The organism is Actinomadura sp. NAK00032, assembly GCF_013364275.1.
GTDB lineage: Bacteria > Actinomycetota > Actinomycetes > Streptosporangiales > Streptosporangiaceae > Spirillospora.
In genome coordinates this window covers 1,520,458-1,547,257 of record NZ_CP054932.1, presented here as the reverse complement: position 1 = coordinate 1,547,257, position 26,800 = coordinate 1,520,458, and the positions used below count along the sequence as shown (strand labels likewise).

Genomic DNA, 26,800 nt, shown 5'->3' with positions numbered 1-26,800 from the left:
GTGGCCGGTCCGGACGGGAACCGAGCTGGTTCCGCCGTGTGACGCGGATGAGAGGGAGACCAGATGCACGATCAGCCCGACCAGCTCGAACCCGAGTCCCTGACGCGGGAGATCTCGGATCTCGAGGGGCGCATCGGCGAGCTGCGCCAGGCCGCCGGCGTCCCGGAGCCCGACCTGCGCGCCACGCTGGACGCGGCACTGGTCGAGCTGGAGCTGGCGCTGACCGTGCTGCGCACGATGGGCGGCGAGCAGGCCGGCGAGCAGGGCGGGACGGCCGCGGCGGAGAACGAGCGCCGGGTGCTGCGCACCGTGTTCCAGGACGCCCCCGTCCCGCTGTTCCTGCTGGACCGGACGACCAGCGTCCGCCGCGTCAACCGGCAGGCGGCGATGCTGCTCGGCACGTCGTCGGGGTACGTGTCGGGCAAGCAGTTCACGGCGTTCTGCGACATGGCGACGCGGGCGGCGGTGCGCTCGCAGCTGGCCGCCGTGGTCCGGACGGGGCGGCGCCGCCGCGCCAACGTCCGCTTCCTCGGCCGGGACCGCCCGGTCGACGCCGTGGTGACGCTGGCCCGGGTGTGGATCCGCGGCGAACCCGACCCGATGGTCGTGGTGGCGGCCGGGCCGACCACCACGCCCGCCGATGACGACGAGCCGCGCAGGCAGCAGGCGCGGGGCCGGGCGCGGACGTCGCAGCACGCGCCGGCCGACGACGAGGCCGTGGCGACGATCGTCCACCGGATGGACGTCCTCGCCACCGCGAGCGAGCTGCTGCTGGACGAGCCGGTCTTCAACGAGACGGTGGCGGTGCGGCGCTGCGCCCGGCTGCTGGCCGCGGAGCTGGCCGACTGGGCGTTCATCGACCTGACCGGCTCGGGCGGCGGCCCGGGCGGCGCGCCGCAGGGCGGCATCCACGCGGCGGGCGCGAAGCCGGAGCTGCGCCGCCAGGTGGTGATGGGCCCGGAGGACGAGCACTCCGTCGAGGCCGCGCGGATGCTGGAGGAGGTCGAGCCCGGCCAGGGCACCCTCTCGCACACCGTGTTCGTCACCCGGCAGAGCGCGCTGCGCCCGCACCTGGAGAACCTCGACGTGCTCGGCGTCTGCCCGGACGGCCAGCCCGTCTGCGGCAAGATCGGCGCGACGTCGGTGCTGAGCGTGCCGATCGAGGACGGCGACCGCGCCATCGGCACGATCACGCTGGCGGCGAGCGGCGAGTACGGGCCGTTCGACCTGATGGACCTCGGGGTCGTGCAGCGGCTCGGCCGGTACCTGGCGCTGGTGATCCGGGCGGCGCGGCTGTACCGGCGGCGCGCCGAGGTCGCCGACACGCTCCAGGCGGGGCTGCTGCCGAAGACGCTGCCGGCCATCCCGGGCGTGCGGGTGGCCGCCAAGTACCTGACGTCCACGCACGGCTCGGACGTGGGCGGCGACTTCTACGACGTGTTCCGCACCGAGAACGGCTGGGGGCTCGTCCTCGGCGACGTGTGCGGCAAGGGCGAGGACGCGGCGGCGGTGACGGCGACGGCGCGGCACTGCGTGCGGCTCGCGTCGCGGTGGAAGTCCTCCCCGGGGGACGTCCTCGGCATCGTGAACGAGGCGCTGCTGGAGGAGGACCGGTTCGTCACGGCGGTGATGGCGGGGCTGACACTGGAGACCGAGCGGGTCGTCGTCTCGCTGGGCACCGCCGGGCATCCGCCGGCGATCGTGGTGCGCGCCGACGGGGTGATCAGGTCGGCGTCGCGGGGCGGCGTCCCGCTCGGCCTGTTCGAGGACTTCGAGGCCGGGCTGGACACCATCGACCTCACGGTCGGCGACACGCTGATCCTGCATTCCGACGGGGTGCTGGAGGCGTGCGACATGACGCGGCAGGAGTTCGGCCAGGAGCGGCTGCTGGAGGCGCTCGCCGGGCATGCCGGCGACACGCCGGAGGGCATGCTCTCCGGGGTGGAGCGGGCGCTGCTCGACTTCTGCGACGGCGACCTGCGCGACGACGTGTCGATGCTCGCGCTGCGGGTGGAGCCGCCCACGCTGAACTAGCCCCTATGGGCAAGATGTCGGGATGATGGTCGTTTAGCCGGGTAGATCAGGAACATGACCGTCGATCCCGCCGACAAACCCCGCAACGAGACCGAGCACGAGCGGCTGGACCGGCAGCTGATGGAGCTGCTCCAGGGCTTCCGGGTCGCGACGACCGGGGTGCAGGTGCTGTTCGCGTTCCTGCTGACCGTCCCGTTCTCCGCCGGTTTCGACAAGGTGGACGGCGCCGGGACGACGCTGTTCTACATCGCGCTGTTCGGCGCGGCGTTCGCGTCGATCTGCTTCATCGCGCCCGCGTTCCAGCACCGCATCCTGTTCCAGCTCGGGCAGAAGGACCTGCTGATCAAGCGGGCCAACCAGTACGGCATCGCGGGCGCGTTCGCGCTGGCGATCTCGATCACGTCGGCGACCATGCTGATCGTCGAGTCGCTGTCGGAGCGGACGGTCCCGGTCGTCCTCACGGCCGTGGGGATCCTGGCGCTGAGCGGCTGGGTGTGGTTCGTCCAGCCGTATCTGACCCGGATGAAGGCGAACGCCCGCGCGGACGGCGAACCGTGACCGCGCGGGCGCTCTCCGGCGATCAGTAGGCGCGGCCGAAGATGACGCGCTTGCCGTAGGCGGACGGGCGGCCGCACTTGACGCAGGTGCCGGTCTCCTCGGGCGCGTCCGCCGGGATGACCCGCGGGGTCGCGGCGGTGTCGGCCTTGATCGCGTCCTCGCACTCGGTCTCGCCGCAGTGGAAGGCGCGGGCCCAGCCGGTGGCGACCTGCGCGGCGAACGCGTCCCAGCCGTCCACGACGGCGGTGTTGCCGTCGCGGAACTTCTCGGCCCTGGCCAGCAGGAACGCCTGGAAGTCGGCGAGCATCCCGGGCAGCACCTCGGGCACCTTGGCGAGCGGGATCTGCTCCTTGCCCTGCCCCTCGACGGTCGGCAGCCGCCGGGCGACGGTCGCGACGCCGTTCTCGATGTCGCGCATGCCGAGCTCGATGCGGACCGGGACGCCGCGCATCTCCCATTCGTTGAACTTGAAGCCGGGCGACAGCTGCGGGCGGTTGTCGTCGACGTGCACGCGGATGCCCATCGACTTGATCGCGGCGCCGAGCTTGCGGGCCTCGGCGGCGGCCTGCTCGCCCTGCTCCTTGCGCCCGATCGGGACGATCACGACCTGGTAGGGCGCGAGCCGCGGCGGCAGCACGAGGCCCTTGTCGTCCCCGTGCGTCATGATCACGCCGCCGATCATGCGGGTGCTCATCCCCCAGGACGTGGTGTGGGCGTGGGTGAGCTTGCCCGCCTCGTCCTGGTACTGGATCTCGAACGCCTTGGCGAAGTTGGTGCCGAGGTAGTGCGACGTGCCGGCCTGCAGGGCCCGGCCGTCCCGCATCATGCCCTCGATCGTGTAGGTGCGGACGGCGCCGGCGAACCGCTCGCCGGGCGTCTTCTCCCCCGGCACGACCGGCATCGCGGCGAGGTCGCGGGCGACGGCGGCGTAGGCGTCCAGCGCCCACATCGTCTCGCGCATCGCGTCGTCCTCGTCGATGTGCGCGGTGTGGCCCTCCTGCCAGAGGAACTCGGTCGTGCGCAGGAACATCCGGGGCCGCATCTCCCACCGGACGACGTTCGCCCACTGGTTCAGCAGCAGCGGAAGGTCGCGGTGGGAGTCGATCCACTTGGCCATGTACTCGCCGATGACGGTCTCGGACGTGGGCCGCACGACGAGCGGCTCCTCCAGGTCCTTGCCGCCGGCGTGGGTGACGACCGCGAGCTCCGGCGAGAAGCCCTCGACGTGCTCGGCCTCGCGCTTGAGGTAGGACTCCGGGATGAACATCGGGAAGCAGGCGTTGTCGTGGCCCGCGTCCTTGATGCGCCGGTCCAGGTCGGCCTGGAGCAGCTCCCACATCCGGAAACCGTACGGTCGGATGACCATCGTGCCGCGCACCGGGCCGCGGTCGACGAGCTGGGCCTGCACGACCACCTCGTTGTACCAGGCGGAGAAATCCTCGCTCTGCGGCGTCACACCTTCTCGACTCACGGCAAACAAGGGTACTGACCATCGGCATCGGTCCGGGCACCTTCGCTACCCTCGCGGGATGCGCTGGTCCCAGATGTTCGCGCCCACGCTCCGCGAGGACCCGGCGGAGGCGGACGCGGCGAGCCACCGGCTGCTGCTGCGCGCCGGGTTCGTCCGGCAGCTCACGGCCGGGCACTACTCGCTGCTGCCGCTGGCCGTCCGCGTCCGCTCGAAGATCATCGCCATCGTCCGGGAGGAGATGGACGCGATCGGCGCGCAGGAGATGCTGCTGCCGGCGCTGCACCCGGCCGAGCCGTGGCGCAGGTCGGGCCGCTGGGAGCTGATGGGGCAGGAGATGTTCCGGCTCCGCGACCGGCGCGGCGCCGACCACGCCCTCGGCATGACGCACGAGGAGATCTTCGCGACGGTCGCGCGGGAGCTCAGCTCCTACCGGCAGCTGCCGCAGCAGTGGTACCAGTTCCAGACGAAGTTCCGCGACGAGCCGCGCCCCAAGGGCGGCCTCATGCGGACCCGCGAGTTCACCATGAAGGACGCCTACAGCTTCGACGCCGACCGCGCCGGGCTCGACGCGTCGTTCGACGCCTACCAGGGCGCCTACACGCGGATCTTCGCCCGGCTGGGGGTGCCGGCGCTGGCGTGCGAGGCGTCCAGCGGCACCATGGGCGGCTCCGGCTCGACCGAGTTCATGTGCCCGTCCGACGCCGGCGAGGACCTCGTCGCCCACTGCCCGTCCTGCGGGTACGCGGCGAACGTCGAGCGGGCGGCGTCGGCGCTGCCGGCCGCGTCCGACGGGCCGGGCCTGCCCGCGCCGGAGCGGTTCGACACGCCCGGCGTCCGCACCATCGAGGATCTGCTCGCCTACGACGCGCCGGGCGACCGCCAGATCAAGACGCTCGTGTACGTCCTGGACGGCACGCTCACGCTCGTCCTGCTGCGCGGCGACCACCCGCTGAACGAGCAGAAGCTCGTGGACGCGACCGGCGCGGCGGAGATCCGCGCCGCCGAGCCGCAGGAGATCCAGGACGCGCTCGGCGCGCTGCCGGGCAGCCTCGGCGCGGTCGGCGCCGCCCTCCCGGTGATCGCGGACGAGGCGCTGCGCGGCCGCCGCGCCATGTTCACCGGCGCCAACACCGACGACGTCCACCTGCGCGGCGTGGACGTCGGCCGCGACATCGAGGTCGGCGCCTGGGCCGACCTGCGCGAGGTCGCGGCCGGGGAGCCCTGCGTGCGCTGCGGGACGCCGCTGGAGATCGTCCGCGCCATCGAGGTCGGGCACATCTTCAAGCTCGGCGACCGCTACTCCCGCGCGCTCGGCGTCGAGGTCCTGGACCCGGACGGCCGGCGCGTCCCGGTGATCATGGGCAGCTACGGGATCGGCGTGGAGCGGGCGATGGCCGCGATCGTCGAGACGCACCACGACGAGCGGGGCATCGTGTGGCCCGTCTCCGTGGCGCCGTTCCAGGTGGTGGTCGTCCCGGCCCAGTCCGACGACCCGGGCGTGTCGGCGGCGGCCGAGGAGATCTACGCCGCGTTCCAGGCCGCAGGCGTCGAGGTCGTGATCGACGACCGTCCCGAACGGGCGGGCGTGAAGTTCCGCGACGCCGAGCTGACCGGCATCCCGTTCCGCGTCACGATCGGCCGCCGCGGCCTGGCCGAGGGCATCGCCGAGGTGAACGTCCGCGCCACCGGCGAGATGTCCAAGATCGCCTTGGACGCGGTGGCCGCCCACGTCGAATCACTGCTGGCGAAGCCGGCCTGAAGCGTCACAGCAGCGTGCCGCCCAGCTCCCCCGTCTTGACCACCACCAGGACGGCCAGCAGGACGAACACGGCCGCGGCGGCACCCGCCTGGACGAGCAGCCGCCGCTCTCTCGGCGCGTAGGCGAAGGCGACCGCGACGGCGCCGCCCGCCAGAAGGCCGCCCAGGTGCCCCTGCCAGGAGGCGATCCCGGCCGAGACGACCAGCCAGATCACGGCGAACACGACGAGCCGGTTCGCCTCGTCCATGCGGTGCCCGAGCCGGCGCATGAAGACCCAGTAGGCCGCGGTCAGCCCGAACACCGCGCCGGACGCGCCGACCGCGTTCATACCGGGGTCGATCAGGTAGCCGAGCACCGACCCGCCCAGCGCGGCCAGCAGGTACAGGGCGAGGAACCGCCCGCGGCCGAGCATCTCCTCGGTCGGCCGGCCGAGCCGCCACAGCCACCACATGTTGAACACGATGTGGAGGATCCCGAACCCGCCCTCCGTCGGCGGCAGGTGCACGAACGCCGAGGTGATCAGCCGGTACCACTCGCCGTAGGCCACGCCCACGGACTCGAACCCGGCGTAGGACGTCCCGTCGGCCACGAAGAGGTCGCCGTCCGGCCCGACGAGCCCGATGCCCAGCGAACCGAGCTTGTCGACGAGGTCGGGCTTGGCCAGCTCACCCAGATAGACCAGCACGTTCACGGCGATCAGCACGTACGTCACCCACGGCGTGACCGAGACCGTGCCGCCGAACACCGTGCGGCTCCGCCGGACGGTCTTGTTGCCGTCCCGCACGCAGTCGACGCACTGCTGCCCCACCGCGGCCGTGCGCATGCAGTCCGGGCAGATGTAGCGGTCGCACCTCGAACAGCGGACATACGTCTCGCGCTTGGGGTGCCGGTAGCACGCCGGGGCCTCTTGTGTCGCCGTCATCATCCAACCTCTCCGAGAGCCGGAGATCATAGCCGCAACCACCGACACGCCCCGGCGAAAACCGTTTGACGGCCCGCCCGTCGCCTCCGGAGACTCGACGGGTCATCGAGGGGGAGACCGTGGGACACGTCGAAGTCGGCCATATCAGCCATGTGCTGCCGGACGGCCGCGCACTCCTGGACGACGTGTCCTTCCGCGTCGGCGAAGGCGTCACGGCGGCCCTCGTCGGCCCGAACGGCGCCGGCAAGACCACCCTCCTGCGGCTGATCGCCGGCGACCTCGTCCCCCAGTCCGGGACGGTCGGGCACAGCGGCGGCATCGGCGTGATGCGCCAGTTCATCGGCAGCATGCGGGACGACTCCTCGGTGCACGACCTGCTCCTGTCCCTGGCACCGCCCCGCGTCCGCTCGGCCGCCGAAGCCGTCGAGACGGCCGAACTCGCGATGATGGAGCGCGACGACGAACCGACCCAGCTCCGCTACGCCACGGCCCTCGCGGGCTGGGGCGACGCGGGCGGCTACGAGATCGAGGTGCTCTGGGACGCCTGCTGCGTGGCGGCGCTGGGCGTCCCCTACGACGGCTGCCGCTGGCGCGAAGTGCGCACCCTCTCAGGCGGCGAGCAGAAACGCCTGGCCCTGGAAGCCCTCCTACGCGGCCCCGACGAGGTCCTGCTCCTGGACGAGCCGGACAACTATCTCGACGTCCCAGGCAAGCGCTGGCTGGAAGAAAGGCTGCGCGAGACGTCCAAGACCGTCCTCCTCGTCTCCCACGACCGCGAACTCCTCGACCGCTCCGCCGACCGGATCGTCACCGTCGAAGCGGCCCGCGTCTGGATCCACGGCGGCCGCTTCGCCACCTACGCCGCCGCCCGCCGCGACCGCAACGAGCGCCTGGAGGAACTGCGCCGCCGCTGGGACGAGGAGCACGCCAAGCTCAAGGAACTCGTCAACACCCTGCGCACCAAGGCGACCGTCAACGACGGCTTCGCCTCCCGCTACCGCGCGGCGCAGACCCGCCTGCGCAAGTTCGAGGAGGCGGGCCCGCCCGAGATCCCGCCCCGCGACCAGAACCTCAAGATGCGCCTGCGCGGCGGCCGCACCGGCAAGCGCTCGGTGATCTGCGAGAACCTCGAACTGACCGGCCTGATGAAGCCCTTCGACACCGAGATCTGGTACGGCGAGCGCGTGGCGGTCCTGGGCTCCAACGGCTCGGGCAAGTCCCACTTCCTCCGCCTCCTCACGGCCATCGCCGAAGCACTCCCCCGCGGCGCGACTCCGGTGGAGCCCGTCGCCCACACCGGCGTGGCCCGCCTGGGCGCCCGCGTCGTCCCCGGCCTGTTCGCACAGACCCACGCCCGTCCCGACCTGGCCGGACGCACCCCGTGCGAGATCGTCATGACCGAGCACGCCCGCCTCCGCAACGACGCCATGAGCGCCCTGGCCCGCTACGAGCTGAGCATCTGCGCCGAGCAGCCCTTCGAGACCCTCTCCGGCGGCCAGCAGGCCCGCCTGCAGATCCTCCTCCTGGAACTGGGCGGCGCCACCCTGCTCCTCCTGGACGAGCCCACCGACAACCTCGACCTGGCCAGCGCCGAAGCCCTCCAGGAGGGCCTGGAGTCCTACGAGGGCACGGTCATCTCCGTGACCCACGACCGCTGGTTCGCCCAAGCCTTCGACCGCCACCTCATCTTCGGCGCCGACGGCACCGTCTACGAGTCCCCCGACCCCGTCTGGGACGAAACCCGCGTAACCCGCCCCCGCTGACCCCAAAGGCGCGCGGCACCGGGCCGCGCGCCTTGTCATGAGATCAGGTCGTCCGTGGTCACGGGGTCGCTCCTTCGAGGGTGGGAGTCTGGTCAGGCTCGGTGGTGGGGCGGGCGGGTTTGAGGACGAGGGCGATGAGGCCGCCGGCGACGGTGACCGCCGCGGCCGTCCAGCCGGCGGCGTGCAGGCCGTCCAGGAGGTCGGCCGAGCTCGTGGTGATCGCGACGATCACCGCCAGGCCCATCGCGCCGCCGACCTCCTTGACGGTGCTGGCCAGCCCGGACGCGACTCCCTGCTCCTCGGGTGCGACGCCGGCTCCGGCGGAGGCGAACAGGGTGACGGTTGCGGGCCGGCCCCTCGGCGAAGCCGCGGTAGATCAGCGTCAGCGTCGCCGGGGTCGGCAGTGCCCCCGCCGACGCCCTGCACCGCGCGGGCGGCGACCAGCGTCCCGGAGCCGGACGCGAGGCCGCCCACCAGCGAGGCGACCGCGTACAGCGCGAGGCCCGTCATGAACATGCGGCGTGGCCCGAGCCGGTCCACGGCCCGCCCGCCGAACAGCAGCAGCCCGCCGAGGCCGACCGCGTAGGCGCTGACCACCCACTGCACGGACTGCGGGCTGAAGTCCAGCGCCTCCCCGATGTCGGGGAGCGCCACGTAAACGATGTTGTAGTCGAGGGCCACGATGAGCTGCGTCAATGCCGGCAGCCCGAGCCGCAGCCCGTCCCGTGCCAGTAAGCGTGCCAGTAAGCGTGCCAGTAAGCGTGCCACGAGCTTCCCATATGCCGTTGCATTACTACACGCCCACGATCCCGGGGCCGTCTACCAGGACGAGATCCGCGACCTCGTCTCCTCACTCGGGCTCGGCCGCTGACGGGCGCTCGCGATCTGATCGCGGTGTCCCGCGCCGAGAGCACCGATGAGTTTTCCGGGCGGCGGGAGTCGGCATCACCGGTGAAGTCCATGCCGGACGACTCTGGGAGGGCAGCATGACCGGTGTTCGGGTTCTCGTCGGGACGCGCAAGGGCGCGTTCATCCTCACGGCGGACGGCGCGCGCAAGGACTGGGCGGTCAGCGGGCCGCACTTCGGCGGGTGGGAGATCTACCACGTGGCGGGGTCGCCCGCCGATCCGGCGCGGCTGTACGCGTCGCAGTCCACGGGCTGGTTCGGGCAGATGATCCAGCGGTCGGACGACGGCGGCGCGTCCTGGCGGCCGATGGGGAACGAGTTCGCCTACGACGGCGTGCCCGGCACGCACCAGTGGTACGACGGGACGCCCAAGCCGTGGGAGTTCAAACGGGTGTGGCATCTGGAGGCGTCGCCCAGCGATCCCGACACCGTGCACGCCGGGGTCGAGGACGCCGCGCTGTTCCGCACGGTCGACGGCGGCGCGTCCTGGCAGGAGCTGCCGGGGCTGCGCGAGCACGGGTCGGGGCCGTCCTGGCAGCCGGGCGCGGGCGGGATGTGCCTGCACACCATCGTGCGGGACCCCGCGGACGCGGCCCGGATGTACGCGGCGATCTCGGCGGCGGGCGTGTTCCGGACGGACGACGCCGGCAAGACGTGGCGGGCGGTCAACCGCGGGCTGCGGTCGGAGGGCATCCCCGACCCGGACGCCGAGGTCGGCCACTGCGTGCACCGCATCGCGCTGCACCCGTCGCGGCCCGAGGTGCTGTTCATGCAGAAGCACTGGGACGTCATGCGCAGCGACGACGCGGGCGAGACGTGGCACGAGATCAGCGGCGACCTGCCGAGCGACTTCGGCTTCCCGATCGCGGTGCACGCCCACGAACCGGACACGGTGTACGTCGTCCCGATCAAGAGCGACTCCGAGCACTACCCGCCGGAGGGGCGGCTGCGCGTGTACCGCAGCCGCGCCGGCGGGAACGAGTGGGAGCCGCTGACCGAGGGCCTGCCGCAGCAGCACTGCTACGTCAACGTGCTGCGGGACGCGATGGCCGTCGACTCGCTCGACTCGTGCGGCGTCTACTTCGGCACGACGGGCGGGCAGGTGTACGCGTCCGCCGACGCCGGGGACACCTGGGCGCCGATCGTCCGCGACCTGCCGGCGGTGCTGTCGGTGGAAGTCCAGACGCTGCCATGATCCGCGTCGTGCTGCCCGCGCACCTGCGCGTCCTGGCGCAGGTGGAGGGCGAGGTGGCGGTGGACGTGCCCGAACCCGTCACGCTGTGGTCGGTGCTGGACGCCCTGGAGGCGCGGTACCCGGTGCTGCGCGGCACGATCCGGGACCGCTCCACCGGCCGCCGCCGCGCGTTCGTCCGCTTCTACGCCTGCGAGGAGGACCTCTCCCACGACCCGCCGGAGACCGTCCTGCCCGCGCGTGTCGCGGCAGGGGCCGAGCCGTTCCTGGTCGTCGGCGCCATGGCCGGCGGGTGAGGGGCCGGGGGTCGGCGGGTGCGGGGCCAGGGGCGGCAGGCCGCCCCTGCCCCCGGTACCGGCTCGGTCAGCAGTGCCGGACCTTGCCCTTCACGATCTTGACGTAGGCGCCCGAGACGTAGTCCTTGGGGCTGCTGTAGCCCATGCGGTACCAGACGCGGGTGTGGCGGACCTTCTGCCCGCGCGTCCAGCACTTGACGAAGAACCGCTGGCCGGGCTTCAGCCAGCCGACCCGCTTCGAGTGCGTGGTCGGCCTCGACCGGATCGCGAGCTTGTGGCGGCTGGTCACCTTCCCCGTCGCGTACTGGTACGCGGCGGCCGCCGGCGTGCTCGCCCCCTCGGCGGCCGGCGGGGCCGACGCCTGCGCGGCGGGCGCGTCGGCGAGGCCGGCGGCGACGCTGCCCGCGAGCAGCAGGGTTGCGAAACTATGGCGTAGTTTCACGAACTCTCCCTTTCAAGAGTGTGTTGACAGGCATGGCAGTCCTGCCCGTCTGTAACTGAAAACTAACCCTAAGTAACGACAGTGGGCGGCTATGTTCACTTCATCCACCGATGGGAATCCGCCGACGAGAATCCGCCGATAGTCCCGGTTGAGCTGGGACGGGAGCCCTGTCCGGGTTCGGGGTCCTGCGGATAAGGTGCCCGGGTGCGGGTGGTCGTGACGGGTGCTGCGGGGTTCATCGGGAGCCATGTCGTCGACGCGTGCTCGGGGGCCGGGCACGAGGTGCTCGCCGTCGACGCGCCCGCGCGGTCGCCGGCCCCGGAGTCCGCGCGGCGGACGTGGGCGGAGATCGCGGCGCGGCCCGGCGTCGTCACCGCCGAGGTCGATCTCGCGGTGGACGAACTGGACGCCGTCGCCAGGGCGGACGTCGTCCTGCATCTGGCGGGACGGCCCGGCGTACGGGATTCGTGGGGGCCGGGGAAGGCCGTCGCCGAGCGGGACAACGTGACGGCGACGCGGCGGCTGCTCGCGGCGTGCACGGCGGCGGGGCGCAGGCCGAAGGTGGTCATCGCGTCGAGTTCGTCGGTGTACGGGTCGGCGGGGCGGCGGCCGAACCGGGAGGACGACCGGCTCCGGCCGGAGAGCCCCTACGCGGTCAGCAAGGTCGAGGTGGAGCGGCTCGCGGGCCTCGCGGCGGACGCCGGGCTCCGCGTCGTCGTGCTCAGGTACTTCTCGGTGTACGGGCCCCGGCAGCGCCCCGACATGGCCTTCCACCGGTTCGTGGAGGCGGCGCTGGACGGGCGTCCGCTGCCGGTGTTCGGGGACGGACGCAGGTCGCGCAGCTTCACCCATGTGCGGGACGTGGTGGCGGCGACGCTCGCGGCGGCGGCCGAGGAGCTGCCGTCCGGCATCGCCGTCAACGTCGGCCATCCCGAGCATGTGGCCGTGCGGGACGCGATCGCGCTGCTCGTCGACGCCCTGGGCGTCCGGGCGGAGATCCAGCGGGAGACGCCCGTGGCCGGTGACGCCCACCGGACGTGGGCCGACACCGCCCGCGCCCGGGAGCTGCTCGGCTGGGAGCCCGCGATCGGTCTCCGGGAGGGGCTCGACGACCAGATCGCCTGGCACCGGGCGCTGGCGGAGGTGCGCGTCGGATGAGGCACAGAGCGGCCTATGTCGCGTTCGACCGGTTCCCGTCCAGCAAGGGGTCGGCGGTGCACATCGCGCAGATGGCCGACGAACTGTTCGACCGGTACGGCGGCGGGCTCCTCGGCGTGATCGGCGGCGGTGACCTGCCCCGCTACCAGCGGGAGGGGACGCGGGAGATCGCGCGGTTCGACGCGCGGATCCCGAACCTGATCGACCGGGCCGAGGCGTTCTCCGGCTGGGTCGCCGACCATCTGGCACCGCACTGGGAGACGCTTGAGGTCTGCCATGTGCGCGACCCCTGGAGCGCGCTGCCGGCGGTCGCGGACGGCCGCCGCCACAAGGTCGTCTACGAGGTCAACGGCCTGCCGTCCATCGAGATGGGCCACACGTGGCCGTGGGCGGCGCCCAGCACGCTCGGCAAGATCCGCGAGCTGGAGCGGTTCTGCCTGGAGCGCAGCGACGCGGTCGTGGTGCCGTCGCGGGTGATCGGCGACGCCGTCCGGGAGCGGGGCGTTCCAGAGCACAAGGTGCATCTCGTACCGAACGGCGCGGACGTGCCCGGTGCAACCGAACGGCCCGCCGATGCGCCTGAGCGTTATGTCATCTATGTCGGCGCGATGCAGCCGTGGCAGGGGCTGGACGTGCTGATGCGCGTCTTCGCCCGGCTCGCCGACCTCGACGGGCTGCGGCTGGTGGTCTGCGCGTCCGTCCCGGAGCGGCGGGCGAAGCCGGTGCGGCGGCTGGCCGAGCGGCTCGGCGTCGCCGACCGGATCGACTGGCGGTTCACGCTGCCGCACCACGAGGTCGCCGCCTGGCTGGCGCACGCCGAGGCGTCGGTGGCGCCGCTGACCGGCTGCGCCCGCAACCTCGACCAGGGCTGCGCGCCGCTGAAGGTCATCGAGTCGATGGCGGCGGGCGTCCCGGTCGTCGCGTCGGACCTGCCGGCGGTCCGCGAGCTGATGGCGGACGGGGAGCACGGGCGGCTCGTCCCGGCCGACCGTCCCGCCGAGCTGGCGCGGGCGATCCGCGTCCTGCTGGAGTACCCGCACGAGGCGGCCGCGATGGGGCGGCGGGGTCGCGAGCACATCGAGGAGGGCCTGACCTGGGCGCGGTCCCGCGCCCGGCTGGCCGAGGTCTACCGCACGCTAGACCGATAGGTGGTCCGACATGTTCTGGCGTAAGCAGAAGGCCGCCATCGAGCGGTTCCATCCGCTGCACAAGGCGCTCACCCTGGAGAAGGGGTTCTCCGTCTCGCTGCGGCGCGACGACTGGGAGCCGGTGATCCAGAGCCTCGCGGGGCACCACACTGTGGTGAAACGGCGCAAATGGCAGCTGTCCGGGCGGGTTCCGGCCGTCCTCGTCCCGCTGCTGCGGGTGCTGGCGGCCGACATGCCACCGGACGGGGTGCTGTCGGTCGCGGCGGATCTGCGCGGTTCGAACGTCCCCGAGAAGTGCGGCCCGCAGCACGACGTGCCCGTCCAGCGGCCGGTCATCTCGATGAAGCAGTGGTACGCGATCGACCCGTGGCTGCGGATGCGGGCGGAACTGCGCGACGGCAGCGTCCTGGAACTCGTCATCACCGACCGGGTCCGCTACCGGCGGCGCAAGAAGCGCAACCCGCGCGGCAAGGTCAAGATCAAGACCAAGACGAAGACCACGCAGCTCGTGCGGGTCACCCGGCGGCTGGCCAAGGACGCGGTGGTCCGGCAGCCCTCGTCACCGCCGCCGCGCTGGCTCAAGGTGCAGGTCAAGCCGGGCAAGCGCATGGTGGTCCGGGTGGACGGGAAGCTGCGCGGCGTGCAGGAGGGCAAGGCCATGCTCGACCGCATCCTGGACGTGTCGACGGAGCCGTTCCGGTGGACCCCGCCCGGCACGGCCAAGAGGAGGGCCAAGTGACCCGCTGCACCGTGACCACCGGTTTCTTCGTCCTCGGACGCTGCGGCCAGGCGGCCGCGGGGTCCTGCCCGCACTGCGCGCGGCCCGTCTGCGCGGCGCACGCGGCACCGGGCGGGGCGTGCCCCGAGTGCGCGGCCGCGCGCGGGTACCGCACGCAGGACCCGCACGACCCGACGTGGGTGGGCAACCGCCGCCGCGACTACTACCAGCGCAGCTCGCGGACCTACCAGGACACGTACTGGTACTCCTCGTTCGACGAGTACGACCGGGGCGCGTTCAACCCGGGCGACGACTACTCCTACGGCGGCGACTGGGGTCCGGACGACGACACCGGCTTCGTGGACAGCTGATGCACCGCGTCCTGTGGCTCACCGAGCACTACCCGCCGAGCCAGGGCGGCATGGCGCAGTCGTGCGACCGGATCGTGCGCGGCCTGCGCGGCGCCGGAGTCGAGGTGGACGTCGCGCACCTGACGCGGCGCGCCCGGCCGTGGGGCGTGAAGCGGGAGCACGGCGGGCGGCTGCTGACGGCCCCGCTCGGCGACGACTCCGAGCACGCGCTGCGCCGGCTGTGGACGACGATCACCGCCGAGGGCCTCACCGGCTACGGCCACGTGGTGGCGTTCGGCGGCGTGTACGCGATGCTCGCCGCGCCCGTCCTGTCCTCGCTGCTGGACGCCCCGCTGGTCACGCTGCTGCGCGGCAACGACATCGACGTGGGCGTGTTCTCGATGCGGCGGCGCGGCGTGCTGGCGGACGCGCTGCGCGCCTCGTCCCGGGTCTGTGTCGTGGCCCGGTCGCACGCGCCGCTGGTGGCGGCCCTCGCCCCGGACGCTCCCGTCGAGTTCGTCGCGAACGGCGTCGACACGGCGCAGTGGCGGATCCTGCCGTCCGAGCGGGCCGAGGGCCTCGCCTGGCGGGACGCGAACGTCGAGCCGGGCCGCCGGACGATCGGCCTCATCGGGCAGCTCAAGGTCAAGAAGGGCGTCGGGTTCCTGCTGGACGCGCTGGCCGCGTCGGGGCACGCCGGCGCGTTCCACCTGGTGCTCGTCGGCGAGGTCGAGGAGTCGGTGCGGGAGTGGCTCGCCGGGCACGACGTCCCGCACTCGTTCCTGCCGTTCATGGAGCGCTACGACCTGCCGGCCGTCTACGCGGGCTGCGACCTCGTCGCGCTCCCCTCGTTCTACGACGGGATGCCGAACGTGGCGCTGGAGGCGGCGGCGCTCGGCGTGCCGCTGCTCGCCTCGGACGGCGGCGGCCTCGCCGACCTCGTGGACGACGAGATCGGGTTCACCTTCCCCGCCGGGGACGCGCACGCCTGCCGGGCGGCCGTCGACCGGGCCGCGCGGGCGGGCGCCGACCAGTTGGCGAAGCTCGGCGCGGCGGGCGCGGAGCGGATCCGCCGCGACTTCACCCCGGCCGCCGAGACCGCCGGGTACCTGGCCGTCCTCGACGCGGCCCGGTGATCGTCTGCTACGCGGCCGGGGACGGGCTCGGCCATCTGACGCGGCTCCGAGCGGCGCTGCACACCCTGCGCATGGACGGCCCGGTGACGGTGGTGACCGGGTCCCGGTTCGGCGGCGACGCGCGCGTCACGGGCGGCTGGCGGGTCGTGGAGAGCGCGGCAGGGCTCGCACCGGACGAGGTAGTCGTGGACGCGTTCCCCGCAGGGCTGAAGGGCGAACTGTCCCGCTTCCCGTCCGGGACGAGGGTCACGCACCTGGCCCGGCTGCTGCGCTGGGACGCGTACCGTCCGCTGCTGCCCGCCGACCCGCCGCGTTTCGACCGCACGTTCGTGCTGGAGCCGCTGGCCCCCGCGCACGACGCCTATCTGCGCGAGGTATCGGACGAGGTTTCCCCGCTGGTCCTCACCGATCCGCCATCGGAACCGGTCGATGTGGACGGCTGGCTCATCGTCCACAGTGGGCCCGCCCCAGAGACCCTTGAACTCGTCGCCTATGCGCGGGACATGGCGTCCGCCGAAGGAGCCCGCCCGCCGATGACGCTGGTGTCGCCCCAGCGGCCGCACGGTCTGCCCCCAGGCATCGCCTACCTGGACATATATCCCGCCTACGCGCCAGGCCCGAACGTCGAACGCATCATCACCGCGGCCGGGTTCAACGCCGTCCGCCAGTACGCGCCCTGGCGCGAACGGCACCGGATCCTGCCGTTCCCACGCAGCCTGGACGACCAGTACGCACGCGCCGCACGCGCCCGACGGGAGACTTCTACTCGGGGAGCGTGATGTCGAACTCCACCTCGACGTCGTCGGCGAGCCGCAGCGCGCCGAAGAACGCCGAGTACGGCTTGATGCCCCAGCGGCTCTGCGTGACCGTGGCGGAACCCCGCACCCGGCCGCCCTCCAGGGAGGCGGCGACCCGCACCGGCTTCGTCCGGCCCATGATCGTCAGATCGCCCTCGACGGCGTCCTCCCCGACCGCCGTCGAGACGAACGTGATCTTCGGGTACCGCCCGCTGTCGAGGACCTCGCGCAGGTTCCTGCGGATGTCGGTACGGTCCTTGTCGGCCAGCGGCAGCGCGCCCCCGGTGCCGTCGACGACCTCCAGCCCGTCCACCTCGACGGTCACCTCGACCGACGACGCGGACAGCGGCTCCCCGGCCCGCACCGCCGCCGACCACCGGGCGGCCGCGATCGTCAGATCGTGCCCCGCCCGCCGGCCCAGCCCGCTGCGGCCCGTGCGGAGCAGCAGCCGCCCGTCGCCGGGTCCCAGCTCGAAGTCTCCCTGCATGCTCACCACCCTGCCATGCGCCGTCTCAGCGCTCTCACCGGCACTTCACCTTCGGCTGCGGCCGGTACTCGGTGTGGAACCTCTCCCGGCGCACCTTGCGTCCCTCGGCGTACAGCGTCCGCCACACGTCGATCTTGAAGCCCTTCCGGCCCGTCATGGGCACGCACTTGCGGCCGTGCCCCACGCCCGTCCCGTACGGGGTGAACGCGTACCGCTCGGACGTCTTCGACCGCACCTCGTACTTGCGTTCGCCCCACAGGTTCACCGTCAGCGACGACCCCGTGTAGGCCACCTGTATCCGCACAGGACGGCCGGTGTCGTTCTTCCAGGTGAAGTCGAGCTGGGGGTAGGAGACCGCTGCCTCCCGCCCTTCCGGGTACTCCGGCATCCACATGGTGTGCGCGCGCGACTTGCGAATGTCCAGGCCCGCCCTGAACACGGCGTTGAAAAGCGTCGTGGACACCTGGCAGATGCCGCCGCCCACATCGTTCACCAGCCGCGGCCCGACAATGGCGGGCGCGGGCACGTAACCGCGGCTCTTCGTACGCGGCCCTACAGCGCCGTTGAAGGAGAACGTCCCGCCGGGCTCGACGATGTGCCCGTCCAGGATCTGCGACGCCAGCTCAATGTTCCGGACGCGCGGCTCCCCCGGCGTGAACCGGGTCGTGTAGGTGCTCATCAGCCGCTCAGCCGGGTCGCGCGGCGCCGCGCCCGGCCGCTTCGGGCCCGGACGCCCAGGTGCGGCCAGCGTCGCCGCCGTGCCCTTCTGGCGCGGGACCTCCAGGTAGGCGCCGAGCAGGAGGCCGGTCGTCGCCAGTGCCCCCGCCACGATCGGCCACCACTGCCGGACGCACTGCCGCAGCTGCCGCTGGCGCCCCTGACGTCGCAGGTACCGGTCCCGCCGGGTCCGTCCCACGGCTCACACCCCCCGATGATCCCCTAGCGGGATCCTGCACCGGACCCTGCCGCCGCCGTACGGGCGACCCCCACGCCTTTACCCGATCAAGACCGGCACACGGCCAACACGGGGACGCGCCTTGACGCGCCGCCCGTCCAGGGGACCGGGGACGGCTATCCGGGCGCCGCCGCGGGTGCCGTGGGGCAGAACACCGCGAGCGCGCCCGCGTGCTTGCCGAACCGGACCGCCGCCGGCAGCGACGAGACCTCGCCGTCGCGCGCGAGCCGCAGCCCGCCGTCCGGGGAGACGACCTCCAGGCCGCTCGTCCGCCACTCCCGGTACCCGGGCATGACGTGCAGGGGCCCGGCCAGCACCGCCGCGACCGCGCGGACCCGCGGCACCCGCCGCCCGGTGACGATCATCCGGACGTCGAGCAGGCCGTCGTCCAGCCGCCCGCGCCAGGTCGGGGCCGCGCCGCGCGAGCCGAACACGCAGTTGCCGGCGAAGGCCAGCCACACCCGCAGCCGGCGTCCGTCCACCAGCAGTTCGACGGGCTCGGAGTGCCGCAGCGTGCGGACGGCCGCGATCGCGAGCGCCGGCCACTTGCCGATCCGCCGCTCCAGCCGCTCGCGCCGGTCGACCAGCTCGGTGTAGGCGCCGAAGCTCGCGGTGTTGAGGAACAGCCGCTCCTCGTCCCGGCCCGCGCCGCCCGCCGGGGCGGCGTACGCCACGTCCACCCGGCCGAGCCGCCCGTCCCGGTACGCGCCGATCGCCTCCGCCGCCGACTCGACGCCGAGCGCGCGGGCGAAGTGGTCGAACGTCCCGCCCGGCACGACGAGCAGCGGCACGCCGTGCTTCAGCGCGGCCCCCGCCGCCGCGTTCACGGTGCCGTCGCCGCCGACGACGCCGAGCACGTCGGCCCGCTCGGCCGCCTCGCCGAACGCCTTGTCGATGTCGGCGTCCGGGTCCAGCTGGACGATCTCCGCCGCCGGAAGTTCGTGCCGGAGCAGCCCCAGCGTCGCCTCGGGGCGTCCCGGCAGGGAGATCCCGGCCGCCTCGCCGCCGGCGCCGGGCCCGGCGCCGGTGTTGGCGACCACGACGAGCCCGCGCCCGTCCGCCGCCACCTTCGCCGGCTCCGCCGCCGGCGCCACCCCGGCCACCGGGGGCCGGGCGGGCCACACCAGGCGGGTCCCCGCCCCCGCCAGCGCGCCGATCCCGACACCGGCCAGGACGTCCCCCGGATAGTGCGCGCCGGTATAGACGCGGGAGAACGCCACCGCGGCGGCCGTCGCGGCGACCGGCACCGCCAGCCGGCGCGGCGCCTCCAGGGCGACACCCGTCGCGAACGCGGCGGCGGACGCCGAATGGCCGGACGGGAACGCGTGCGAGGTCGGCAGCTTCCAGCGGATCCGGATCGGCGGCACCAGGTCGACGACGGGCCGCTTGCGGCGGAACGCCTGCTTGCCCAGGATGTTCACGGCCGGGCTCGCCACCGCGATCGCGATCGCGCCGCGCAGCGCCGCGCGCCGCAGCCGGGGCCGCCCCGTGAGCCCCATCACCCCGGCCGTGGTGAACCAGAGCACACCGTGGTCGGCGAACCGCGACAGCCGCGGCAGGACGTACTCCAGCCCGCGCAGCCGCGCCGCCGCCACCCGGTCGAACGCCCACCGGTCGGCGCGGCCGAGCCGGCGCAGCAGGACGGATCGGGGGGAAGGGGCATGAGCGGGCTCATGACGACGCCGAATGGCGGACCGTGATGGCACGACAATGCTCCGTGAGTGGTTGACCCGCATCTCGGGGGTATCCCCAGGGACGCCGACATGATTCCGTAAAGATCTCAAATCGGGGGTCACATGCGGGCGAACGTCACTCTGGACTCACCGACTGCAATAGGCTTCGCGACATGAGTCACCCGGAACGGCTCTCATCCCCGGGTGGCGAGTCGGTCGGAACGATCGCGGAGCCTCATCACGTGAACGGGTCCCTGGCCGACTACGCCGCACGATACGGGCTGAGGCAGAGCGCTGCGCGCCCCCCGCTGCGCAAGTACATCCAGGATGTGTGGGCTCGGCGCCATTTCATCTGGGCGTTCGCGTCGGCCAAGAACATCTCGATGTACTCCGACTCGCGGCTCGGCCAGGTGTGGCAGCTGCTGACACCGCTCCTCAACGCGGCGGTGTACTACCTGATCTTCGGGCTGCTGCTCAGCACCAGCCGCGGCGTGCCCGACTTCATCCCGTTCCTGGTGACCGGTGTCTTCCTGTTCGGGTTCACGCAGCGCTCCGTCACGTCCGGGGCGAAGTCCGTCGGCGACAACCTCTCGCTGATCCGGGCGCTGCACTTCCCCCGCGCCACGCTGCCGCTGGCGATCGCGGTCGTCGAGCTCCAGCAGCTCCTGCTCTCGCTCATCGTGCTCTTCGCGATCATCTTCGCGTTCGGCGAGCCGCTCAGCTTCAACATGGCGCTGTTCATCCCCGTGGTGGCGCTGCAGCTCATGTTCAACGTCGGCATCAGCATGGTGATGGCGCGGCTGGGCGCGTTCAACCGCGACATCACCCAGCTCCTGCCGTTCGTCATGCGGACCTGGCTCTACATGTCCGGCGTCATCTTCAGCCTCCCGTCGCTGATGAAGCCCGGCTCCAAGCTCGCCGAGTACCCCGTCCTCGCGGAGATCCTCAAGGCCAACCCGGCGTACGTGTTCGTCGAGCTGAGCCGCCACGTGCTGCTCGGCGAGTACCGCGACCACGTCAAGAACGACCTCCACATGCAGGAGACGGGACAGCTGTGGTTGTACGCCGTCATCTGGGCAGTGGTGATGCTGGTCGGCGGATTCACGTTCTTCCACCGCGCTGAGGAGCGATACGGCCGTGGCTGACACGAAGGTGCGCATGAACCCGACCGGAAACCAGGTCGCGATCGACCCGTCGCGGGAGCCGATCGTCGTCGTCGACGATCTGCACATCGTCTACCGCGTGTACGGCGCGGGCGGGAAGGGCAACGCCGCGTCGGCGTTCTCCCGCGTCCTGCGCCGGCAGAAGCGTCCCTCGATGACCGAGGTCCACGCGATCAAGGGCCTGTCGTTCGTGGCCTACCGCGGCGAGGCCGTCGGGATCATCGGCACCAACGGCTCCGGCAAGTCGACGCTGCTGAAGGCCATCGCCGGGCTGCTGCCCCCGCACCGCGGCGGCGTCTACACCGACGGCCAGCCGTCCCTGCTCGGCGTGAACGCCGCCCTGATGAAGGACCTCACCGGCGAGCGCAACATCGTGCTCGGCTGCCTCGCGATGGGCATGTCCCCGACCGAGGCCAGGGCCCGCTACAAGGACATCGTCGAGTTCGCCGGGCTCAAGGAGGGGTTCATCCAGTACCCGATGCGGACGTACTCGTCCGGTATGGGGGCCCGGCTCCGGTTCGCGATCGCGGCGGCCAAGACCCACGACGTGCTGCTGATCGACGAGGCCCTCGCCACCGGCGACGCCAAGTTCCGGACGAAGAGCAAGCGCCGCATCGACGAGCTGCGCAAGGAGGCCGGCGCGGTCTTCCTCGTCGCGCACCAGCTCGACACGGTCAAGGACATGTGCGACCGGGTCATCTGGATCGACGAGGGCCGCATGCACATGGACGGCGAGCCCGAAGAGGTCATCGCCGCCTACGTCGAGGCCACCGGCAAGTAACGCGGGCGCACGCCCGGGGCCGCCGTGGCCGGTGGGGCCACCGTGACGTGGAGTTACCGGATCGTCTCTGGATGAAGTCCCCTCGCCGATCTACCGTCGAGGGGAGACCTCCAGCGGCGAGGGAGACTCCCCATGGCCGAACGGTTCGACACCCCCGGGATCAGCGGACGCGGGATCAGCAGACGCGGCTTCCTGTCCTCCACGGCGCTCGCTGCGGGCGCCTACGGCGCGCTGGCGGGATGCGCCAGCGAGTCGTCCGGCCCGCAGGCGAAGAACACCGGGAACGCCCCGAAGGAGGTGTTCACCGCCCCCGCCAAGAAGCTGAGCGGCTCCCTCAGCATCCTGATGTGGAGCCACTTCGTGCCCCGGCACGACAAATGGTTCGACGCGTTCGTCTCCGACTGGGGCGAGAAGGTCGGGGTGGACGTCCGGGTCGACCACATCAACACCGTGGACGTCCCGCGCCGGGCCGCCTCCGAGATCCAGGCGGGGCGCGGCCACGACCTCATCCAGCACATCGCGCCGTTCTCGCAGTACGAGCCGTCCGTCCTCGACATGACCGACGTCGTGCAGGAGGCGACGCGACGCTGGGGGCAGCAGCTGGAGCTGTGCCGCAAGTCGAGCTTCAACCCCAACACCAAGAAGTTCTACGCCTACTGCCCCGGCTGGTCGCCCGACCCCGGCGACTACCGCAAGTCGATGTGGCAGAAGGCCGGCATGCCGAACGGCCCGTCCAGCTGGGACGACCTGCTGCGCGGCGCCGCCGAGATCAAGAAGCAGACCGGGGTGCCGTGCGGCATCGGGCTGTCCCCGGAGACCGACTCGAACATGGCGGCGCGGGCGCTGCTGTGGTCGTACGGCGGCTCCGTCCAGGACCAGAACGAGCGGGTCGTGCTGAACTCGGACGCGACGGTCGCGGCCGTGGAGTACATGGCGCGGCTGTTCAAGGAGGCCGAGACCAGCGAGGTCTTCTCGTGGACGCCGGCGTCCAACAACCAGGCGCTCATCGCCGGCAAGTCGTCCTACATCGTGAACTCCATCTCCGCCTGGCGCACCGCGATGGGGACGAACCGCACGATCGGCGACGACATCTTCTTCGTGCCCGCCCTGCGCGGCCCGAAGGCGGCGATGGCGGCGCAGCACGTGATCCAGCAGTGGATCGTGCCGAAGTACGCGGGCAACGCGGACGCGGCGAAGGAGTTCCTGCTGCACTACACGGCGAACTTCCCGTCGGTGTCGTACTACTCGGAGCTGTACGACCTGCCGGGCTGGCCGTCGATCGTCCCGCAGCTGAACGGCTGGCTCGACGACGACCCGTGGGGCGCCAAGCCGGCGAACAAGCTGAGCCTGCTGAAGACGGCGACGTCGTGGAGCGCGAACATCGGCTACCCGGGGCCGTCCAACCCGGCGATCGGCGAGATCTTCAACACCAACGTGCTGCCGACGATGTTCGGCCGCGCCGCCCGCGGCCAGACGTCCCCGCGCCAGGCCGTCGCGGAGGCCGAGCAACGCGTCAACGCCATCTTCCAGAACTGGCGCGGCCGCGGCCTCGTGGGCGGCTGAGCCGTGCGGACGCGAGCGCCCGCTCGCCGCCGAGCGGAGGCGAGGCAATGAACACGGTCGAGGTCAAGGGGCTGGTGAAGACCTTCGATGGGCACGTGCGGGCCCGGCGGGGGCGGGCGGAGCATGTGCGGGCGCTGGACGGGGTCGATCTCGCGGCGGAGCCCGGCGAGTACCTGGTGCTGCTGGGGCCGTCCGGCTGCGGGAAGACGACGCTGCTGCGCACCATCGCGGGCCTGGAACAGCCCACGGAAGGCGAAGTGCTGATCGGCGGGAACGTCGTGAACGGGCTTCCGCCCAGGGTCCGGCAGATCGCGATGGTGTTCCAGTCGTATGCGCTGTATCCGCACAAGACGGTGCGGGACAACATCGTCTTTCCGCTGCGCGCTGAGGGCATGCCCAAGGAGGAGCGCGAGAAGAAGGCCCAGTGGGCGGCGGGCCTGCTGGAGATCGAGCCGCTGCTACGGCGCAAGCCGCGCCAACTGTCGGGCGGTGAGCGGCAGCGGGTGGCGCTGGCGCGCGCGCTCGTCCGCGACCCGGCGGTCTTCCTGCTGGACGAGCCGCTCTCCAACCTCGACGCGAAGATGCGCGCGACGGCGCGGGACGAGCTGAAGCGCTTCCAGCAGCGCGTCGGCACCACCACCATCTACGTCACCCATGACCAGGCGGAGGCGATGGGCCTGGGCGACCGCATCGCGGTGCTGGAGCACGGCCGCGTCCGGCAGGTCGGGACGCCGCAGGAGGTGTACGACGACCCGTCCGACACGTTCGTGGCGACGTTCATCGGGTCGCCGCCAATGAACCTAGTCGAGCGCGACGACGTGCTGGTGGGGTTCCGTCCCGAGCATCTGCTGCCCGCCGAGAACGTCGTGTCGCCGGAGCGGGTGGCGATGCCGCTCCAGGTGGAGCGGATGGAGTACCTGTCCGGCGACCGGCACGTGTACGGGACGGTCACGGGCATCGGCGCGGAGACCCGCGTGATCGCCCGGCTCCCCGCGACCGTGGGGACACCGCTGGAGGCCGGGGAGACCCGCGAGTTCGCGGTGCCGGTGGATCGGCTCCGGTTCTTCGACGCCGCGTCGGGCGCCCGGCGGGCCGCCGTCCCGCTCGGGGACGCGCGGTGACGCGGGCGGAGGCGGCCCCGGCCGCCGAGGCCGGGGCCCCACGGGCGAAGGCCGGCCTCGCCGACCGGGAGGGCTTCCTCGCCTGGGTGATGCTGCTGCCCTCGGTCGTCTACATCGCCGCGCTGGTCGGCGTCCCGTTCCTGCTGGCGATCGCGTTCGCGTTCTCGGACGTGACGACCGGCGACCCGTCGTTCGACCTCGTCGGGTTCCGCAACTTCGACGCGGTCTTCGCGGACGGCGTGTTCTGGCGGGCGCTGCGCAACACGCTGGTGTTCACGCTGGTGAGCATGGCGCTGATCGTCCTGTTCGGGAAGATCCTCGCGAACATCCTGGTGGCCGACTTCCGCGGCAAGTGGGTCGTGCGGTTCCTGGTGCTGCTGCCGTGGACGACGCCGGTCGCGCTGTCGACGATCTCGTGGCTGTGGTTCCTCGACTCGATCTACTCCCCGGTCGACTGGGTGCTCCGCCATCTGGGGCTGATCGACGCGAACATCGTGTGGCTCGGGCGGCCGGGCACGGCGATGGCGTCGGTGATCGCGGTGCAGACGTGGCGGCTGACCCCGCTGGCCGCCGTGATCGTGATGGCCGGGCTGGTGGCCATCCCGCGCGACATCGACGAGGCCGCGCGGATCGACGGCGCCGGGTTCTGGCGGCGGATGTTCGAGGTGACGATCCCGCTGACGCTCCCGGTGATCGCGGTCGCGGGCCTGTTCGGCGCGATCATGACGTTCACCGACATGACCGTCCCGTACGTGCTGACCCGGGGCGGCCCGACGCACTCGACGGACGTCCTGGCCTCCTGGGCGTACTTCCGCGGCATCGAGGGCGGCGACGTCGGCCAGGGGGCGGCGATCGCGCTGTTCCTGTTCCCCCTCCTCCTCGCCGGGGCGGTCGCCATCCTCCGCGCGGTCCGCCGGTTGGAGGCCCAATGAGCACGGACGTGGCGGCGCTGCGGCGCAAGTACGCGCGGCGGCATGCGGCGGCGCGGTGCGGGGTGTACGGGGCGGCGGTGCTGGCGGCGCTGGTGTGCGCGCTGCCGTTCCTGTGGAGCGTGATCAGCGCGTTCAAGCAGAACCAGGACCTCTACAACCCGGAGAGCAACCCGTTCTTCTTCAACAAGCCGGCGACGCCCGACCATGTGACGTTCCTGTTCGCCGACACGCCGTTCCTGACGTTCGTGGTGAACACGCTGATCGTGGGCGCGGCGGTGGTGGCGGTCACGCTGGTGCTGGCGCTGCCGGCGGCGTACTCGCTGGCGCGGCTGGACCGGCCTTGGGGCACGCCGATGGGCATCGCGATCTTCATGGTGTACCTGGTGCCGCCGTCGCTGCTGTTCCTGTCGCTGACCCGGGTCGTGGTGGCGCTGCACCTGGAGGACACGCTCTGGTCGATGATCGTGGTGTATCCGACGATCACGGTCCCGGTGTCGGTGTGGCTGCTGATCGGGTTCCTCAAGGCCGTGCCGAAGGACGTCGAGGAGCAGGCCATGGTGGACGGCCACAGCCGTCTCGGCGCGTTCCTGCGGGTCGTCCTGCCGCTGGTGTTCCCGGGGATCGTCGCGGTGGTCGTGTTCAGCTTCACGCTCACCTCCAGCGAGTTCGTGTACGCGCTGGCGTTCGTGTCGGCGAGCCCGGAGATGGTGGTCAGCACCGGCGTGCCGACCCAGCTGGTGCGGGGGGACGTGTTCTTCTGGCAGTCGCTGCAGGCGTCCACGGTGATCACGGCGGTGCCGATCGCGTTCCTGTTCAACCTGTTCCTGGACCGTTTCGTCACCGGGTTCACGATGGGCGCGGTCAAGACATGACGCCCACTGATAGAGATGGAGGGACACGCAGATCCTGATGTAGGAGGTCGCCATGGCCAAGCCGCCGCTTCCGCACGAGCACCTGCCCGAGGTCCCGTCCTTCACCGTCGAGAGCGACGACGTCGCCGAGGGCGAGCGGCTCGCGGACGCGCACGTCTTCGACGACTGGGGGTTCAGCGGCGGCAACAAGTCCCCGCACCTGCGCTGGTCGGGGTTCCCGGCGGAGACGAAGAGCTTCGCGGTGACCTGCTACGACCCGGACGCGCCGACCGGCAGCGGCTTCTGGCACTGGAGCCTGTTCGACATCCCGGCCGACGTGACCGAACTGCCGACGGGCGCGGGCACCGCGGACGCCGAGATCGGTGTGCAGGCCCGCAGCGACTTCGGCACGAAGGCGTACGGCGGCGCCGCGCCGCCGCCAGGCGGCCCGCACCGCTACGTGTTCACCGTGCACGCGCTGGACGTGGAGTCGCTGGGCCTGGACTCCGACGCCTCCCCCGCCGTCGTCGGGTTCAACATCACCGCGCACACGCTGGCCCGCGCCGCGATCGTCCCCGTCTACGAGTCCTGACGCCCTTTCGGGGAGGCCGCCCCGGCCGGGG

The 26,800-nt window shown here is 72.2% G+C and carries 27 protein-coding genes; 19 read left to right on the top strand and 8 right to left on the bottom strand.

The window, feature by feature from the left end; genetic code table 11:
* Positions 1–63 precede the first annotated feature (63 nt).
* Both HUT06_RS07345 and HUT06_RS07340 read left to right on the top strand, forming a co-directional pair.
* On the top strand, positions 64–2,034 hold the full coding sequence (locus HUT06_RS07345; RefSeq protein ID WP_176195019.1) for a SpoIIE family protein phosphatase: 1,971 nt from the start codon (positions 64–66) through the stop codon (positions 2,032–2,034).
* Between the two features lie 54 nt (positions 2,035–2,088).
* A complete protein-coding gene (locus HUT06_RS07340; RefSeq protein WP_176195018.1) occupies positions 2,089–2,592 on the top strand; it encodes a DUF6328 family protein in 504 nt (167 codons plus the stop codon).
* Positions 2,593–2,614: 22 nt separating this feature from the next.
* Here the strand turns inward: HUT06_RS07340 and proS are convergent, their stop codons facing one another.
* The gene (proS, locus tag HUT06_RS07335) at positions 2,615–4,063 is read right to left on the bottom strand and encodes a proline--tRNA ligase (protein WP_254715031.1); all 1,449 of its coding nucleotides are present in this window, start codon (positions 4,061–4,063) and stop codon (positions 2,615–2,617) included.
* Between the two features lie 58 nt (positions 4,064–4,121).
* On the opposite strand from proS, the gene HUT06_RS07330 reads away from it, so the two are divergent.
* Positions 4,122–5,822 (top strand): proline--tRNA ligase, encoded by a 1,701-nt coding sequence (locus HUT06_RS07330; protein ID WP_176195017.1) that lies wholly within the window; start codon positions 4,122–4,124, stop codon positions 5,820–5,822.
* Positions 5,823–5,826: 4 nt separating this feature from the next.
* Here the strand turns inward: HUT06_RS07330 and HUT06_RS07325 are convergent, their stop codons facing one another.
* Complete coding sequence (locus tag HUT06_RS07325; protein WP_217711235.1) at positions 5,827–6,747, bottom strand: rhomboid family intramembrane serine protease; 921 nt, start codon at positions 6,745–6,747, stop codon at positions 5,827–5,829.
* Positions 6,748–6,863: 116 nt separating this feature from the next.
* On the opposite strand from HUT06_RS07325, the gene HUT06_RS07320 reads away from it, so the two are divergent.
* Positions 6,864–8,507: an ABC-F family ATP-binding cassette domain-containing protein gene (locus tag HUT06_RS07320; protein WP_176195015.1), complete on the top strand. Its 1,644-nt coding sequence runs from the start codon at positions 6,864–6,866 to the stop codon at positions 8,505–8,507.
* A gap of 58 nt (positions 8,508–8,565) precedes the next feature.
* Here HUT06_RS07320 and HUT06_RS44395 read toward each other — a convergent pair whose 3' ends face one another.
* Positions 8,566–8,751, bottom strand: a complete 186-nt coding sequence (locus tag HUT06_RS44395) for a hypothetical protein (protein ID WP_254715030.1) — start codon at positions 8,749–8,751, stop codon at positions 8,566–8,568.
* Positions 8,736–9,275 carry an MFS transporter gene (locus HUT06_RS07315; RefSeq protein WP_254715029.1) on the bottom strand — a complete coding sequence of 180 codons (540 nt, stop codon included), beginning with the start codon at positions 9,273–9,275 and terminating at the stop codon, positions 8,736–8,738. The genes HUT06_RS44395 and HUT06_RS07315 overlap by 16 nt, the downstream gene beginning before the upstream one ends.
* A 218-nt stretch (positions 9,276–9,493) precedes the next feature.
* Between HUT06_RS07315 and HUT06_RS07310 the strand changes: the two genes are divergently transcribed.
* Together HUT06_RS07310 and HUT06_RS07305 are read left to right on the top strand one after the other, a co-directional pair.
* Complete coding sequence (locus HUT06_RS07310; RefSeq protein WP_176195014.1) at positions 9,494–10,609, top strand: exo-alpha-sialidase; 1,116 nt, start codon at positions 9,494–9,496, stop codon at positions 10,607–10,609.
* Positions 10,606–10,902, top strand: coding sequence for a MoaD/ThiS family protein (locus HUT06_RS07305; RefSeq protein ID WP_176195013.1), 297 nt, complete (start codon positions 10,606–10,608; stop codon positions 10,900–10,902). Before HUT06_RS07310 ends, HUT06_RS07305 begins: the two co-directional genes overlap by 4 nt.
* A 67-nt stretch (positions 10,903–10,969) precedes the next feature.
* Here the strand turns inward: HUT06_RS07305 and HUT06_RS07300 are convergent, their stop codons facing one another.
* The gene (locus tag HUT06_RS07300) at positions 10,970–11,344 is read right to left on the bottom strand and encodes a hypothetical protein (RefSeq protein ID WP_176195012.1); all 375 of its coding nucleotides are present in this window, start codon (positions 11,342–11,344) and stop codon (positions 10,970–10,972) included.
* A gap of 204 nt (positions 11,345–11,548) precedes the next feature.
* On the opposite strand from HUT06_RS07300, the gene HUT06_RS07295 reads away from it, so the two are divergent.
* Genes HUT06_RS07295 through HUT06_RS07270 form a run of 6 tightly spaced genes read left to right on the top strand, consistent with a single transcriptional unit; the run spans position 11,549 to position 16,633 of the window.
* Entirely contained in the window at positions 11,549–12,502 is a 954-nt protein-coding gene (locus tag HUT06_RS07295) for an NAD(P)-dependent oxidoreductase (protein ID WP_254715028.1), read from the top strand.
* Complete coding sequence (locus HUT06_RS07290) at positions 12,499–13,650, top strand: glycosyltransferase family 4 protein (RefSeq protein ID WP_176195011.1); 1,152 nt, start codon at positions 12,499–12,501, stop codon at positions 13,648–13,650. Before HUT06_RS07295 ends, HUT06_RS07290 begins: the two co-directional genes overlap by 4 nt.
* Before the next feature lie 10 nt (positions 13,651–13,660).
* The gene (locus tag HUT06_RS07285; RefSeq protein ID WP_176195010.1) at positions 13,661–14,389 is read left to right on the top strand and encodes a hypothetical protein; all 729 of its coding nucleotides are present in this window, start codon (positions 13,661–13,663) and stop codon (positions 14,387–14,389) included.
* Positions 14,386–14,739, top strand: coding sequence for a hypothetical protein (locus tag HUT06_RS07280; protein ID WP_176195009.1), 354 nt, complete (start codon positions 14,386–14,388; stop codon positions 14,737–14,739). Before HUT06_RS07285 ends, HUT06_RS07280 begins: the two co-directional genes overlap by 4 nt.
* Positions 14,739–15,854 (top strand): glycosyltransferase family 4 protein, encoded by a 1,116-nt coding sequence (locus tag HUT06_RS07275; protein WP_176195008.1) that lies wholly within the window; start codon positions 14,739–14,741, stop codon positions 15,852–15,854. Before HUT06_RS07280 ends, HUT06_RS07275 begins: the two co-directional genes overlap by 1 nt.
* Positions 15,851–16,633, top strand: a complete 783-nt coding sequence (locus tag HUT06_RS07270) for a hypothetical protein (protein ID WP_176195007.1) — start codon at positions 15,851–15,853, stop codon at positions 16,631–16,633. Before HUT06_RS07275 ends, HUT06_RS07270 begins: the two co-directional genes overlap by 4 nt.
* On the opposite strand, the gene HUT06_RS07265 is transcribed toward HUT06_RS07270, so the two are convergent.
* The 3 genes from HUT06_RS07265 to HUT06_RS07255 form a co-directional block, all read right to left on the bottom strand.
* The gene (locus HUT06_RS07265; protein ID WP_176195006.1) at positions 16,617–17,138 is read right to left on the bottom strand and encodes a YceI family protein; all 522 of its coding nucleotides are present in this window, start codon (positions 17,136–17,138) and stop codon (positions 16,617–16,619) included. The two genes, HUT06_RS07270 and HUT06_RS07265, sit on opposite strands and share 17 nt — an antisense overlap.
* Positions 17,139–17,172: 34 nt before the next feature.
* Positions 17,173–18,054, bottom strand: a complete 882-nt coding sequence (locus HUT06_RS07260; protein WP_176195005.1) for a VanW family protein — start codon at positions 18,052–18,054, stop codon at positions 17,173–17,175.
* Between the two features lie 155 nt (positions 18,055–18,209).
* Positions 18,210–19,799, bottom strand: a complete 1,590-nt coding sequence (locus tag HUT06_RS07255; protein ID WP_254715027.1) for a bifunctional phosphatase PAP2/diacylglycerol kinase family protein — start codon at positions 19,797–19,799, stop codon at positions 18,210–18,212.
* 209 nt (positions 19,800–20,008) lie between these two features.
* Here HUT06_RS07255 and HUT06_RS07250 point away from each other — a divergent pair, with 209 nt between their 5' ends.
* From HUT06_RS07250 to HUT06_RS07220, 7 genes are all read left to right on the top strand, one after another.
* A complete protein-coding gene (locus tag HUT06_RS07250; protein ID WP_254715026.1) occupies positions 20,009–20,911 on the top strand; it encodes an ABC transporter permease in 903 nt (300 codons plus the stop codon).
* 13 nt (positions 20,912–20,924) lie between these two features.
* Positions 20,925–21,710 carry an ABC transporter ATP-binding protein gene (locus HUT06_RS07245; RefSeq protein WP_176201199.1) on the top strand — a complete coding sequence of 262 codons (786 nt, stop codon included), beginning with the start codon at positions 20,925–20,927 and terminating at the stop codon, positions 21,708–21,710.
* A gap of 132 nt (positions 21,711–21,842) precedes the next feature.
* Positions 21,843–23,273: an ABC transporter substrate-binding protein gene (locus HUT06_RS07240; protein ID WP_176195002.1), complete on the top strand. Its 1,431-nt coding sequence runs from the start codon at positions 21,843–21,845 to the stop codon at positions 23,271–23,273.
* Between the two features lie 47 nt (positions 23,274–23,320).
* Positions 23,321–24,394 carry an ABC transporter ATP-binding protein gene (locus HUT06_RS07235; RefSeq protein WP_176195001.1) on the top strand — a complete coding sequence of 358 codons (1,074 nt, stop codon included), beginning with the start codon at positions 23,321–23,323 and terminating at the stop codon, positions 24,392–24,394.
* Positions 24,391–25,326, top strand: a complete 936-nt coding sequence (locus HUT06_RS07230) for a carbohydrate ABC transporter permease (protein ID WP_217711234.1) — start codon at positions 24,391–24,393, stop codon at positions 25,324–25,326. The genes HUT06_RS07235 and HUT06_RS07230 overlap by 4 nt, the downstream gene beginning before the upstream one ends.
* A complete protein-coding gene (locus HUT06_RS07225; protein WP_176195000.1) occupies positions 25,323–26,198 on the top strand; it encodes a carbohydrate ABC transporter permease in 876 nt (291 codons plus the stop codon). Before HUT06_RS07230 ends, HUT06_RS07225 begins: the two co-directional genes overlap by 4 nt.
* A gap of 52 nt (positions 26,199–26,250) precedes the next feature.
* Positions 26,251–26,769: a YbhB/YbcL family Raf kinase inhibitor-like protein gene (locus HUT06_RS07220; RefSeq protein WP_176194999.1), complete on the top strand. Its 519-nt coding sequence runs from the start codon at positions 26,251–26,253 to the stop codon at positions 26,767–26,769.
* Positions 26,770–26,800: the final 31 nt, after the last annotated feature.

Excerpts from the sequence above, each read along its gene's own strand:
- HUT06_RS07345 (WP_176195019.1), top strand. The coding sequence starts at position 64 with ATGCACGATCAGCCCGACCAGCTCGAACCCGAGTCCCTGACGCGGGAG.
- HUT06_RS07340 (WP_176195018.1), top strand. The coding sequence starts at position 2,089 with ATGACCGTCGATCCCGCCGACAAACCCCGCAACGAGACCGAGCACGAG.
- HUT06_RS07330 (WP_176195017.1), top strand. The coding sequence starts at position 4,122 with ATGCGCTGGTCCCAGATGTTCGCGCCCACGCTCCGCGAGGACCCGGCG.
- HUT06_RS07325 (WP_217711235.1), bottom strand. The coding sequence starts at position 6,747 with ATGATGACGGCGACACAAGAGGCCCCGGCGTGCTACCGGCACCCCAAG.
- HUT06_RS44395 (WP_254715030.1), bottom strand. The coding sequence starts at position 8,751 with ATGGGCCTGGCGGTGATCGTCGCGATCACCACGAGCTCGGCCGACCTC.
- HUT06_RS07310 (WP_176195014.1), top strand. The coding sequence starts at position 9,494 with ATGACCGGTGTTCGGGTTCTCGTCGGGACGCGCAAGGGCGCGTTCATC.
- HUT06_RS07305 (WP_176195013.1), top strand. The coding sequence starts at position 10,606 with ATGATCCGCGTCGTGCTGCCCGCGCACCTGCGCGTCCTGGCGCAGGTG.
- HUT06_RS07290 (WP_176195011.1), top strand. The coding sequence starts at position 12,499 with ATGAGGCACAGAGCGGCCTATGTCGCGTTCGACCGGTTCCCGTCCAGC.
- HUT06_RS07285 (WP_176195010.1), top strand. The coding sequence starts at position 13,661 with ATGTTCTGGCGTAAGCAGAAGGCCGCCATCGAGCGGTTCCATCCGCTG.
- HUT06_RS07275 (WP_176195008.1), top strand. The coding sequence starts at position 14,739 with ATGCACCGCGTCCTGTGGCTCACCGAGCACTACCCGCCGAGCCAGGGC.
- HUT06_RS07265 (WP_176195006.1), bottom strand. The coding sequence starts at position 17,138 with ATGCAGGGAGACTTCGAGCTGGGACCCGGCGACGGGCGGCTGCTGCTC.
- HUT06_RS07245 (WP_176201199.1), top strand. The coding sequence starts at position 20,925 with ATGAACCCGACCGGAAACCAGGTCGCGATCGACCCGTCGCGGGAGCCG.
- HUT06_RS07240 (WP_176195002.1), top strand. The coding sequence starts at position 21,843 with ATGGCCGAACGGTTCGACACCCCCGGGATCAGCGGACGCGGGATCAGC.
- HUT06_RS07235 (WP_176195001.1), top strand. The coding sequence starts at position 23,321 with ATGAACACGGTCGAGGTCAAGGGGCTGGTGAAGACCTTCGATGGGCAC.
- HUT06_RS07225 (WP_176195000.1), top strand. The coding sequence starts at position 25,323 with ATGAGCACGGACGTGGCGGCGCTGCGGCGCAAGTACGCGCGGCGGCAT.
- HUT06_RS07220 (WP_176194999.1), top strand. The coding sequence starts at position 26,251 with ATGGCCAAGCCGCCGCTTCCGCACGAGCACCTGCCCGAGGTCCCGTCC.